This window comes from Massilia sp. 05N420 (assembly GCF_056397205.1).
In genome coordinates, this window is the sequence record NZ_JBFTMX010000016.1 from 205,192 (window position 1) to 218,023 (window position 12,832).

Below are 12,832 nucleotides of genomic sequence, written 5' to 3' on the forward strand. Positions count from 1 at the left end.
CGGCGTCCGCTGCACCCGAGCACACATGAAACGTGTTCGGCCAGGCAGCGGACGCCTTTCTTTTTATCGGGAGCGATCATGGCCGGCAAAGCGAATCACCTACAGTTGTTCTCCATCGGCACGCCACAGATGCGTGCCTTCCACCTGACCTGGGTGGCCTTCTTCATCTGCTTCTTCGCCTGGTTCGCCTGCGCGCCGCTGATGCCGGTCATCAAGGGCGAATTCCACCTGTCGGTGTCCCAGATCGCCGACATCAACATCGCCGCGGTCGCCATCACGATCCTGGTGCGCCTGCTGGTCGGCCCGCTGTGCGACCGCTTCGGCCCGCGCAAGACCTATACCGGCCTGCTGGCAATCGGTGCGATTCCCGTGCTGGGCGTGGCCATGGCCCAGAGCTACGAGAGCTTCCTGCTGTTCCGCCTCGGGATCGGCGCGGTCGGCGCCAGCTTCGTGATCACGCAGTACCACACCTCGGTGATGTTCGGCCCGCGCGTGGTCGGCACCGCCAACGCGGCGGCGGCCGGCTGGGGCAACAGCGGCGGCGGCGTGGCCCAGGCCACCATGCCCCTGCTGATGGGTGCCATGGTCATGCTGGGCGTGAGCGAGACCATGGGCTGGCGCGTGGCCCTGCTGGTGCCGGGCGTGCTGATGCTGGTGATGGCCGTGGTCTACTGGAAGTTCACCCAGGACTGCCCGGAAGGGAATTACGCCGAGCTGCGCGCCGCCGGCATTCCTTTCGAAGCCAGCGGCAAGGGCGGCTGGGCGAGCTTCGTCCAGGCCTGCGGCAACTACCGCGCCTGGCTGCTGTTCGTGACCTATGGCGCCTGCTTCGGCATCGAGCTCTTCATCCACAACGTCGCCGCCGTGTATTACGTCGACCATTTCGGCCTCTCGCTGAAGGCAGCCGGCATGGCGGCCGGCAGCTTCGGCCTGCTGGCCCTGTTCGCCCGCGCCCTGGGCGGCTGGCTGTCCGACAAGGCGGCCGCGAAGGGAGACCTGAACAGCCGCGTCAACCTGCTGTTCATCCTGATGGTGGGTGAGGGTCTGGGCCTGCTGTGGTTCTCGCAGACCGGCAGCGTGGTGCCGGCGATCGCCGCCATGCTGGCCTTCGGCCTGTGCACCCACATGGCCTGCGGCGCCACCTATGCGCTGGTGCCCTTCGTGAACCGCAAGGCGCTGGGCGGCGTGGCCGGCATCGTCGGCGCCGGCGGCAATGTCGGGGCGGTGCTGGCCGGCTTCCTGATGAAAGGCACGGGCGACGTGCGCCAGACCCTGCTCATCCTCGGCGGCGCCGTGCTGGTCTCGAGCGTGTGCGCGATCGGCGTGCGCTTCTCCAGCACTGCCATCGACACCGCGGCGCCGGCCGCAGCATAAGGAAAGCGCATCATGAAACTCATCGTCATCGGCCACGGCATGGTGGGCCACAAATTTCTCGAGACTCTCCATGCCGATGCCGGCGCCTCCTCCTTCGAGGTGACGGTCCTGTGCGAGGAACCGCGGCCGGCCTACGACCGGGTGCACCTGTCGGAGTTCTTTGCCGGCCGCAGCGCCGACGAACTGTCGCTGGTGGCGCCGGGCTTTTTCGAACGCCCAGGCTTGACCCTGAAGCTGAATGCAAAGGCGGTGGCGGTCGACCGTGCGGCCAAGACCGTGACCCTGGCCAGCGGCGAAGTGCTCGGCTACGACAAGCTGGTATTCGCCACCGGTTCGTCCGCCTTCGTGCCGCCGGTTCCGGGCCGCGAGCGCGCCGGCTGCTTCGTCTACCGCACCATCGAAGACCTCGAAGCCATGCTGGCCCACGGCGGGACGGCGCGTTCGGGCGTGGTCATCGGCGGCGGCCTGCTGGGCCTGGAGTGCGCGAAGGCCCTGCGCGACATGCGGCTCGAGACCCACGTGGTCGAATTCGCGCCACGCCTGATGGCGGTGCAGGTCGACGAACTGGGCGGGCGCATGCTGCGTTCCCATATCGAGGCACTGGGCGTGACCGTGCACACGCAAAAGAACACGCTGCGCATCGTCGACGGCGAGTTGGCCATGCACCGCATGGAATTTGCCGACGGCAGCTTCCTCGAGACCGACATGATCGTGTTCTCGGCCGGTATCCGCCCGCGCGACGAGCTGGCGCGGGCCAGCGGCCTGGAGCTTGGCCCGCGCGGCGGCATCGCCATCGACGATGCCTGTGTCACCTCCGATCCGGACATGTACGCGATCGGCGAATGCGCGGCCTGGAATGGCCAGACCTTCGGCCTGGTCGCACCGGGCTACGACATGGCGCGCACGGTGGCGCGCGCGCTGCTCGGCCAGCAAGGGACCTTCGGCGGCGCCGACATGAGCACCAAGCTGAAGCTGATGGGCGTGGACGTGGCCTCGATCGGCGATGCCCACGCGGCGACGCCGGGCAGCCGCAGCTTCCAGTTCAGCGACGAACGCAAGCGCGTGTATAAGAAAATCGTGGTCTCGGACTGCGGCAAGCGCCTGCTGGGCGCGGTGCTGGTCGGCGATGCGGCCGAATACGGCAGCCTGCTGCAGACCATGCTGAACGGCCTGAAGCTGCCCGCGGCGCCCGAGTTCCTGATCCTGCCGGCGGGCGAGGGCGGTGCGCGCCCGGCGATCGGCGTCGACGCGCTGCCGGCCACGGCCCAGGTCTGTTCCTGCAACGCCGTCAGCAAGGGAGCCATCCTTGACGCGGTGGCGGGCGGCGCCTGCGATATCGCCGCCGTCAAGGCCTGCACCAATGCGGGCACCGCCTGCGGCGGCTGCGTGCCGCTGGTGAATCAGATCATGAAGGCGGAAATGCTTCAACGCGGGCTGGCGGTCAGCAACCACCTGTGCGAGCACTTTCCGTACTCGCGCCAGGAGCTGCACCACCTGGTCCGTGTCGGCGGGCTGCATTCCTTCGGCGAGCTGCTGCGCAAGCACGGCAAGGGCCTGGGCTGCGACATCTGTAAACCCGTGGCGGCCAACATCCTGGCCTCGACATGGAACGACTTCGTGCTGAAACCCGAGCACGCCAGCCTGCAGGACTCGAACGACTACTTCCTCGGGAATATCCAGAAGGACGGCAGCTATTCCGTGGTGCCGCGCATGCCGGGCGGCGAGGTCACGCCGGACGGCCTGATCGCGGTGGGCCAGGTAGCGAAAAAGTATGGCCTGTACACCAAGATCACCGGCGGCGCCCGCGTCGACATGTTCGGCGCCCGGGTCGACCAGCTGCCGGCGATCTGGGAAGAGCTGATCGCGGCCGGCTTCGAGTCCGGCCACGCCTACGGCAAGTCGCTGCGCACAGTGAAATCCTGCGTCGGCTCGACCTGGTGCCGCTACGGCGTGGGCGACAGCATGACTTTTGGCGTCGCGCTGGAGAACCGCTACAAGGGCCTGCGCGCGCCGCACAAGATCAAGTTCGGCGTGTCCGGCTGCACCCGCGAGTGCGCCGAAGCCCAGGGCAAGGACGTCGGCCTGATCGCCACCGATAAAGGCTGGAACCTCTACGTGTGCGGCAACGGCGGCATGAAGCCGCGGCACGCCGAGCTGCTGGCCTCGAACCTGGACGAAGCGACGGTGGTCAAGCTGGTCGACCGCTTCCTGATGTTCTACGTGCGCACCGGAGACAGGTTGCAGCGCACCAGCACCTGGCGCGAGGGGCTCGAGGGCGGCCTGGACTACCTGAAGCAGGTGGTGGTCGAGGACAGCCTGGGGCTGGCCGCCGAACTCGAAGCCGACATGCAGCGCGTGGTCGACAGCTATGCCGACGAATGGAAGAACGCGGTCGAGGACCCGGCCGTGCGGGCGCGCTTCCGCAGCTTCGTCAACAGCGACCAGCATGACGACAACGTGGTCTTCATGCCGGAACGCGGCCAGCAAAGGCCTGCGACGCCGGAAGAACGCCGCTTCATTCCCATCATTCGTAGCGCCTGATCATCGAGGAGAACCGACATGCATCGCGACATTCATCCGAGCACTGAGCTCAACCAGTGGAACGCCATCTGCCCCCTCGAGCGCATCGTGCCGGATACCGGCGTGTGCGCCCTGCTGAACGGGCGCCAGGTGGCCGTGTTCCGCGTCGGTGCGGAGTCCCCGCGCCTGTTCGCCATCGATAACTATGATCCGAATTCGCACGCCGCCGTGCTGTCGCGCGGGCTGATCGGCAGCATCGGCGAACGCGTGGTGGTGGCCTCGCCGATCTACAAGCAGCACTTCGACCTGCGGACCGGCGAATGCCTGGAGGTGCCGCAGCACTCGGTGTCCAGCTATCCGGTGCGGGTCCAGGACGGCCAGGTCTGGGTAGGGGCCTAGCATGGACAAGCCATCGCTGGTCGTGATCGGCAACGGCATGGCCGGCATGCGCACGGTCGAGGAACTGCTCAAGCTGGACCGCGACAGGTACCGCATCACCGTGTTCGGCGCCGAGCCGCACGGGAACTACAACCGCATCCTCCTGTCGCCGGTGCTGGCCGGCGACAAGACGGTCGAGGACATCATGCTGCACACGCGCGAATGGTATGCGGAGCATGGCATCACGCTGCACGCGGGCGATCCGGTCGTGCGCATCGACCGCCGGCGCCGTACCGTGCACGCGGCCTCGGGATTGGCCGTCGCTTACGACCGGCTGCTGGTCGCCACCGGTTCGAAACCCTTCATCGTGCCGGTACCCGGCCACGAACTGCCGGGCGTGATCGGCTTTCGCGACCTGCACGACGTCGACGCCATGCTGGCGGCCGCGCGTGCCGGCGGCCGTGCGGTGGTGATCGGCGGCGGCCTGCTGGGACTGGAGGCCGCCAACGGCCTGCTGCGTCGGGGCATGGAGGTGACGGTGGTGCACGTGACCGCCAGCCTGATGAACCAGCAGCTCGATGCGCCCGCCGCCGAGCTGCTGCGCGCCTCGCTGGAGCGGCGCGGCCTGCGCATCCTGCTCAGCCGCCAGACCGCCGCCATCGAAGGCGAGGGAAGAGTGCAGGCGCTGCGTTTCGACGGCGGCGAGACCATCCCGGCCGACCTGGTCGTGATGGCGGCCGGCGTGCGGCCCAACGTCGCGCTGGCGAAGGAGGCCGGCCTGCACGTCGAGCGCGCGATCGTGGTCGACGACACCCTGCAGACCTACGACCCGCGCATCTATGCCGTCGGCGAATGCGTGCAGCACCGCCGCGCCACCTTCGGCCTGGTGGCGCCGATCTGGGACCAGGCCAGGGTCTGCGCGGCCCACCTGGCGGGCGCCGGCCACCGCCGCTACGTGCAGCAGGCCACCGCCACCAAGCTGAAGGTGACGGGCGTCGACCTGTACTCGGCCGGCGACATCGTCGGCGGTGAGGGCAGCGAAGACCTGGTGCTGCGCGACCGCCGCGGCGGCGTCTACAAGCGCCTGGTGGTGAGCGGGCGCCGCCTGCTGGGCGTGGTGCTGTACGGCGACGTCGCCGACGGTCCCTGGTACTTCGAGCTGATCCAGAACCGCAGCGACATCTCTTCCATCCGCAACCACCTGCTGTTCGGCCAGGCCCAGGCCCTGGCGGCGGCATAACCGGAATTCCGCATGAAGCTGTCCGCCATCCCCACCACCGTTCGTACCACCTGTCCCTATTGCGGCGTCGGCTGCGGCGTGCGCGCCCAGGTCGGCCAGGACGGGCAGCTCGCCATCGCCGGCGACGACACGCATCCGGCCAGCCAGGGCCGCCTGTGCGTGAAGGGCTCGGCGCTGGGCGAGACCGTGGGCCTGGAGGGCAGGCTGCTGGCGCCGATGCTGCGGGACGGCGGCGCCTTGCGCGAAGTGTCGTGGGACGAGGCGCTCGGCAACGTGGCCGAAGGCTTCCGGCGCATCGTCGCCGAGYACGGCCCGGACGCGGTGGCGCTGTACGTCTCGGGCCAGCTGCTGACCGAGGATTACTACGTCGCCAACAAGTTCATGAAGGGCTATATCGGCAGCGCGAACATCGACACCAATTCGCGCCTGTGCATGTCCTCCGCCGTGGCCGGCCACAAGCGGGCCTTCGGCGAAGACATCGTGCCCGGCTGCTACGAGGACTTCGAACTGGCCGACCTGCTGGTGCTGGTGGGCTCGAACGCGGCCTGGTGCCATCCGACCCTGTACCAGCGCATCGCGCGCGCCAGGGAAGCGCGGCCGCAGATGAAGATCGTCGTGATCGACCCGCGCCGCACCGCCACCTGCGACCTGGCCGACCTGCACCTGCCGCTCAAGCCGGGCAGCGACGTCTGGCTGTTCAACGGGCTGCTGGCGTATCTGGCGACCCGGGACGCGCTCGATGCCGGCTTCGTGGCCGCGCATACGGCCGGCCTGGGCGACGCGCTGGATGCGGCGGGGCAGGCCGGCAGTCTGCTGGACGTGGCCAAGGCCTGCCGGCTCGATCCTGGCCAGCTGCTGGCCTTCTACGAGCTGTTCGCGAACACGGAGAAGACCGTCACCGCCTTCACCATGGGCGTGAACCAGTCGTCCAGCGGCGCCGACAAGGTCAACGCCATCATCAACTGTCACCTGGCCACCGGCCGCATCGGCCGTCCCGGCATGGGCCCTTTCTCGCTGACCGGCCAGCCGAACGCGATGGGCGGGCGCGAAGTCGGCGGCCTGGCCAACATGCTGGCGGCCCACATGGAGCTGGACGATGCCTCCCAGCGCGCCGCCCTGCAGGCCTTCTGGGATGCGCCGCGGATGGCGGACAAGCCGGGACTGAAGGCGGTCGACCTGTTCCGCGCGATCGAGGAGGGCAAGGTCAAGGCCGTGTGGATCATGGCGACCAATCCCCTGGTCAGCCTGCCGGATGCGGACCAGGCCCGCCGCGCGCTGGCGAAGTGCGAGCTGGTGGTGGCCTCCGACATCGTGGCCGGCACCGACACCAATGCGATGGCCCACGTGCTGCTGCCGGCCCTCGGCTGGGGCGAGAAGGACGGTACGGTCACGAACTCCGAGCGCTGCATCTCGCGCCAGCGCGCCTTTTTATCCGCGCCGGGGCAGGCGAAGGCGGACTGGGAGATCGTCTGCGAGGTCGCGCGCCGCATGGGTTTCAACGGCTTCGATTTCACTTCGCCGCACCAGATCTTCGACGAGCACGCCCGCCTGTCGGGCTGGCAGAACGGCGCCGGCAGCCAGCGCCGCCGCCTGTTCGACATCAGCGGCCTGGCCGGGATGACGCGCCGCGAATACGATGTCCTGGCGCCGCTGCAGTGGCCGGTGCGCCGTCCCGGCGACAGCGCGAAGCGCCTGTTCGGCGACGGCATGTTCTCCCATCCGGACGGCAAGGCGCGCTTCGTCGCCACCCGCGCCCGGCTGCCGGCGCACGCGCCCGACGCCGACTATCCGCTGGTGCTGAACACCGGCCGCGTGCGCGACCAGTGGCACACCATGACGCGCACCGGCCGCTCCGCCAGGCTGGCCGAGCACGTCGCGGAACCCTTCGTCGACCTGCACCCGCAGGACGCGCTGCTGTGCGGCGTGAAGGAGGGCGAGCTGGCGCGCGTGAGCAGCCGCTGGGGCGCGAGCGTGGCGCGGGTGCGGCATGGCGGCGGCATCGCGCGCGGCAGCGTCTTCATGCCCATCCACTGGAGCGGCCAGACGGCTTCCGACGCGCGGGTCGGCGCGGTGGTGAACCCGGCGGTCGACCCGGTCTCGGGCGAGCCGGAATTCAAGCACACGCCGGTACGCATCGAACCCTTCGGCGTGCGCTGGTACGGCTTCATCCTCAGCCGCGCCGCACTGCCGCTGGAAGATGCCGCCAACTGGACCCGCATCCAGGGAAGGGACTTCATCCGCTACGAGCTGGCCGGACGCCATCCCTTCGCCGAAGCGGCCGGCTGGGCGCGGCGCCTGCTGCGGGTGGAAGACGACGACGCCGACTGGATCGAACTCGAAGACCGAAGCGGCGGCGTCTACCGCGCTGCCCACCTGCTCGACGGCCGCATCGAGGCCTGCCTGTTCGTGTCGCAGCGCCAGGACCTGTCGGCGCCCGGTGCTCCGTCCCGGAATTGGCTGGCGCAGATGTTCGGCAAGGAGGCCTTGACGCAGCAGGACCGCATCGGCCTGCTGTCCGGCCGCGCGAGGGAGCAGGGCGCCGATCCGGGACCGACCGTGTGCTCCTGCTTCGGCGTGGGCCGCAACACCATCCGCATCGCCATCGAGAGGCACGGTTTGCGGGACGCTTCGCAGGTGACGGCCTGCGTGAAGGCCGGCGGCAATTGCGGTTCCTGCGTGCCGGAGATCCGCGCGCTGCTGGCGGAAGTGCATGCAGCGGAAAAGGAAAGGGTTTGAACCGTTCGGGCGGCGAATCCTGCATTCCATCTCAAAAAGACAATATGGCGGGGACTTCATGCTTACAATGATTTCACCTTAACCCCACCGAGAGTAAGCAATGCGTCCATTCACACTTGCAGTTGCCGCCGCCCTTTCCATCGCCGCCGCCGGCGCGCAGGCGGAGAGCGAGGTCCGCACCACGCCGGCCTTCACCTCGATCAGCGTGCAGGGTCCGATCAGCGTCACCGTGGACGCCGGCAAGGCGCAGTCGCTGACGGTGCGCGGCGACCCCCGCTTCCTCAAGGAGCTGACGAGCGAAGTCGTGAATGGCGAACTGCGCCTGCACATGCGTAACAAGAGCTACAGCACCAAGGACGGCGACCAGCGCATCGCCATCACCATGCCGGAGCTGCGCGCCATCGCCGTCGAAGGCGCCGGCGAGATCAAGCTGAATCACATCCGCGGCGAGCGCCTCGACGTCAACTACCGTGGTGCCGGCAGTATGGGCATCRACGGCGAAGTGAAGACCTTCAAGATGCAGGCCGAAGGCGTGGGCGAAGTCGATTCGAGGGCCCTGATCGCCAACGATGTCGACATCCGCTTCCGCGGCATCGGCGACGTCAAGGTCTATGCGAAGAACAGGCTCGACGCCGTCGTGCAGGGCATGGGCAGCCTGACCTATTACGGCAAGCCGGCCACGGTCAATAAATCGGTCGGCGGCATCGGCTCGGTCAAAGCGGGAGACTAAGCCGGCGACCGGGTTCAGCCAGGAGGCAGGATCCCGAAAGCCTGCGGCACCGCCACCTTCATGATGTCGATGAAGCGCCGCAGCCGCGCCGGATAGAAGCGCGCCGGCGGATAGATCAGGTGGATGGGCAGCGGCGCGGCATGCCAGTCCGGCGTCAGCTGCACCAGGCGGCCGGCCTCCAGTTCTTCGCGCAGTGCCCAGGACGAGCCGAGYGCCACGCCCACGCCCAGCATGGCCGCATTGCGCATCGCGTACAGGTTATCGGTGAACATGCGCGGCTGGATCGGAACGGTCAGTGTCTCGCCGCTCTGGCCGTGGGTCAGCGCGACCTCGTTGCGGTAGAAGGGGAAGACCGAGATCCAGGGCAGGGCCGCCAGCTGCTCCGGGTGGGTGGGCACCGCGCCGCCTTCCAGCACGGCGGGCGCGCACACCACGATGCGCGGCACCTCGCCCAGCCGGATCGCCACCACCGAAGGGTCGGGAATGTCGCCGACCCGGATCGCGCAGTCGATGCCTTCGGCGATGAAGTCCGGCGTGCGGTCGTGCAGGGTCCAGTCGACCGTCATCTTCGGATAGCGCTTCAGGTACTCCACCAGCGGCGTCACCAGTTGCTGCTGGCCGAAGGCGTGTGGCGCGATCACGCGCAGCAGCCMGACCGGTTCCTCGCCGGCGCCGCGGATCTCGCTCTCGAATTCCTGCCAGCCGGCGATCAGCTCCTTGGCCCGCGTATAGCAGCGCATGCCGTCGTCGGTCAGCTTCATCGCGTGGGTGGAGCGCTGCAGCAGGCGCACGCCCAGCGATTTTTCCAGGGTCTTGAGACGTCGGCTGATGGTCGGCTGGGTGGTCTCCAGGAGCCGCGCCGCCGCCGACAGGCTGCCGGCCTCCACGATGCGAACGAAGGTTTCCACGAGCATCATGCGATCGGCGGTGGAAACAACGCCGTTGAGGTCAAGGTTCATACGTTCATCGTATAACACTTCGACGTTACGCGCGTCTACCATACGCGGGCCGTACTGACGATAATGGCAGCATCCTCAAAGCCAACAACAACACATCGCCATGAATTCCGCTACCACCACCGTGAAACCGGCCCAGCCGCATCTATCGTCGTCGCTGACCTTCCTGCTGGCCGGCGGCACCGGCCTGACCGTCGCCGCTCTCTATTACAGCCAGCCGACGCTCGGCGTGCTGGCCGGCGACCTGCACGCCAGCCCGCGCCAGATCGGCTGGATCCCGACCCTCACCCAGTTCGGCTACGCGATCGGCTTGCTGCTGCTCGCGCCGCTGGGCGACCGTTTCGACCGCCGCAACATCATCCTGCTGAAGGCCGTGATCCTGAGCGCGGCGCTGCTGCTGACCGGCCTGGCGCCCGGCCTCGGCGTGCTGCTGGCGGCCAGCCTGCTGGTCGGCCTGTTTGCGACCGTGGCCCAGGACATCGTCCCCGCCGCCGCCACGCTGGCCCCGCCGCACGAACGCGGCAAGGCGGTCGGCACCGTGATGACGGGCCTGCTGATGGGCATCCTGCTGTCGCGCGTGGTGAGCGGCTTCGTCGCCGAGAACTTTGGCTGGCGCACCGTGTTCATTGCCGCCGCCGTCAGCGTCGCGCTGCTTGCGGTGGTGCTGGCCAAGGGCCTGCCGCGCTTCGCGCCGACCAGCAACCAGCCGTATCCTGCGCTGCTGAAATCGCTGGCCCACCTGTGGGCCCAATATCCGAAGCTGCGCCAGGCGGCGCTGGCCCAGGCCCTGCTGGCGCTCGGTTTCTCGGCCTTCTGGTCGACCCTGGCCGTGATGCTGCACGAAGCCCCGTTCCACCTCGGTTCGGCCGCCGCCGGTTCCTTCGGCCTGGCCGGCGCCATGGGCGCCCTTGCAGCACCCTTCGCCGGCCGCCTGGCCGACCGTCATGGCCCGGCCCGCGTCATCCGCATCACCGTCGGCGTGACCGTGGTGTCGTTCGCATCGATGCTGCTGATGCCGCTGCTGCCGGCACCGGCCCAGCTGGCCCTGCTGGCCCTGGCCACGGTCGGCTTCGACCTGGGCGTGCAGGCCAGCCTGATCTCGCACCAGACCATCGTCTACGGCATCGCACCGGAAGCGCGCAGCCGCCTGAATGCGATCCTGATGACCTGCATGTTCGTCGGCATGTCGCTGGGCGGCCTGCTGGGCGCCCAGGCCCTGGCGGCCTGGGGCTGGACCGGCGTGGTGCTGCTGGCCACGGTCTCCTCGATCGGCGCGCTGCTGGTGCGCCTGCGGGCCCGCAACTGAAAGAAATCAGCCCGGCGGCGGGGCAGTATTGACCGCCAGCTGCGCGGCGAAAGCGCGCCGGTAGGCCAGGCGCGCTTCGCCGCGTGCGACATAGGCGGCCAGGTTCGGAAACTCGGCCAGGATGCCGGACGACCTTGCCCTCAGCAGCACCGACACCATCATCAGGTCGCCCGCGCTGAATGCGCCGTCGAGCCAGTCGGCATCGCCAAGGCGGGCGGACAGCTGCTGCAGGCGGCTGCGTACGCGATCCCCGACCAGCGGCAGGCGCTCCGCGGCCCATGGCTTGTCGCCCTCGAGGATCCTGGCGGTGAACAGGTCGAGGATAGGCGGCTCCACGGTATTCAGCGCCGCGAACATCCAGGTAATGGCGCGTGCCCGGGCATGCGCATCCACCGGCAGCAGGCCGGCAAAGCGCTGGGCGATATGGAAGACGATCGCGCCGGTCTCGAACAGCGCCAGGCCGTCTTCCTCGTAGGTCGGGATCTGGCCGAAGGGATTGAGCGCCAGGTGGGCGGCTTCCTTCATCGCGCCGAAGGACAGCAGGCGCACCTCATACGGCTGGCCGGCTTCTTCCAGTGCCCAGCGCACGCGGGTGTCGCGCGCCAGCCCCTTGCCGCCGTCCGGCGAGCGTTCGAAAGCGGTGATGGTGATGCTCATGTGCGGTCCTTTCGGCGATGGCGATCGGTTGATCCATGCATCGTATATTGACCTTCGAATAAGTCTGGCGTCAACATGGCATGGTCCCGAATCCTGGAGAGCCCGCCATGAAGCCACGTATGCCGCGCCACCTGTTCTCGTTCGTCCTGGCGGCGCTGTGCGCCAGCGCGTCGGCGCAGAACCTGTCCGGCGCCGCCTGCGCCGTAATCCCGGGTACGGCGCCGCTGCTGTCCGCCGGCCGCATCGTGATGGTCGGCGAGATCCACGGCTCCAGGGAGATGCCGGCGGAGTTCATGCGGCTGGTCTGTGGCGCCCTGCAGCGCGGGCTGGCCGTTTCGGTGGGGCTCGAAATGGTGGACCCGAAGCGTGCGCTCGACGCCTACATGGGCTCCAGCGGCGATGCCGCGGCCAGGCAGGCCTTGCTGGCGGAGCGCCATTGGAACGGCGTGCGCGACGGCCGCTCGAGCGTGGCCTGGCTGGACATGATCGAGACCTTCAGGGCCTGGCGCCGGCAAGGCCGGCCCTTGAGCGTGTTCGCCCTCAACGACCGGCCCTTCACCGGCGACCGCGACCTGGCCATGGCCGCGCGCCTGCGCGAGGAGCGCGCGGCGCGTCCGGATGCGCTCATCCTCACCTACACCGGCAACGTCCACAGCATGCTGAAACGCGCCGGCTGGCTGCCCGCGCAGGTGCCGGCCCCGATGGGGGCGCTGGTGGCCGACCTGGCGCCTGTCTCGATGGAGTTGACCTCCGGCGGCGGCAAATTCTGGATGTGCGCTGGACCGGGACAGTGCGGTGAAACCAGCCTGCCGGCTACGCTGGAAAACGGTCCGCCGCACGTGGCGCGCCCCGCCGCGCGGGCGGACCTGTATACGTTGCAGCTCAGCGTGGGCCAGACCACGGCATCGCCGCCGGCGGTGCCGCCGGCTCCTTAG

The 12,832-nt window shown here is 68.7% G+C and carries 10 protein-coding genes; 8 read left to right on the plus strand and 2 right to left on the minus strand.

Going from position 1 to position 12,832, the window contains the following annotated elements; all coding sequences use genetic code 11:
* The first annotated feature begins 78 nt into the window (after positions 1 to 78).
* From AC1DIX_RS13420 to AC1DIX_RS13445, 6 genes are all read left to right on the plus strand, one after another.
* A complete protein-coding gene (locus AC1DIX_RS13420) occupies positions 79 to 1,374 on the plus strand; it encodes an MFS transporter (protein ID WP_442122638.1) in 1,296 nt (431 codons plus the stop codon).
* Between the two features lie 12 nt (positions 1,375 to 1,386).
* Positions 1,387 to 3,915, plus strand: coding sequence for a nitrite reductase large subunit NirB (nirB, locus tag AC1DIX_RS13425; protein WP_477324877.1), 2,529 nt, complete (start codon positions 1,387 to 1,389; stop codon positions 3,913 to 3,915).
* An 18-nt stretch (positions 3,916 to 3,933) separates the two neighbouring features.
* Positions 3,934 to 4,293, plus strand: coding sequence for a nitrite reductase small subunit NirD (gene nirD, locus AC1DIX_RS13430; RefSeq protein WP_477324879.1), 360 nt, complete (start codon positions 3,934 to 3,936; stop codon positions 4,291 to 4,293).
* 1 nt (position 4,294) lies between these two features.
* A complete protein-coding gene (locus tag AC1DIX_RS13435; protein WP_477324881.1) occupies positions 4,295 to 5,512 on the plus strand; it encodes an NAD(P)/FAD-dependent oxidoreductase in 1,218 nt (405 codons plus the stop codon).
* A 12-nt stretch (positions 5,513 to 5,524) separates the two neighbouring features.
* The gene (locus AC1DIX_RS13440) at positions 5,525 to 8,248 is read left to right on the plus strand and encodes a molybdopterin-dependent oxidoreductase (RefSeq protein ID WP_477324883.1); all 2,724 of its coding nucleotides are present in this window, start codon (positions 5,525 to 5,527) and stop codon (positions 8,246 to 8,248) included.
* Between the two features lie 100 nt (positions 8,249 to 8,348).
* Entirely contained in the window at positions 8,349 to 8,978 is a 630-nt protein-coding gene (locus AC1DIX_RS13445) for a head GIN domain-containing protein (RefSeq protein WP_477324885.1), read from the plus strand.
* 14 nt (positions 8,979 to 8,992) lie between these two features.
* Here the strand turns inward: AC1DIX_RS13445 and AC1DIX_RS13450 are convergent, their stop codons facing one another.
* Positions 8,993 to 9,937, minus strand: a complete 945-nt coding sequence (locus AC1DIX_RS13450; RefSeq protein ID WP_477324887.1) for a LysR family transcriptional regulator — start codon at positions 9,935 to 9,937, stop codon at positions 8,993 to 8,995.
* A 100-nt stretch (positions 9,938 to 10,037) separates the two neighbouring features.
* Between AC1DIX_RS13450 and AC1DIX_RS13455 the strand changes: the two genes are divergently transcribed.
* On the plus strand, positions 10,038 to 11,240 hold the full coding sequence (locus tag AC1DIX_RS13455; protein ID WP_477324889.1) for an MFS transporter: 1,203 nt from the start codon (positions 10,038 to 10,040) through the stop codon (positions 11,238 to 11,240).
* 6 nt (positions 11,241 to 11,246) lie between these two features.
* On the opposite strand, the gene AC1DIX_RS13460 is transcribed toward AC1DIX_RS13455, so the two are convergent.
* Positions 11,247 to 11,897: a glutathione S-transferase family protein gene (locus AC1DIX_RS13460; RefSeq protein WP_477324891.1), complete on the minus strand. Its 651-nt coding sequence runs from the start codon at positions 11,895 to 11,897 to the stop codon at positions 11,247 to 11,249.
* A 107-nt stretch (positions 11,898 to 12,004) separates the two neighbouring features.
* On the opposite strand from AC1DIX_RS13460, the gene AC1DIX_RS13465 reads away from it, so the two are divergent.
* A complete protein-coding gene (locus tag AC1DIX_RS13465) occupies positions 12,005 to 12,832 on the plus strand; it encodes a hypothetical protein (protein WP_477324893.1) in 828 nt (275 codons plus the stop codon).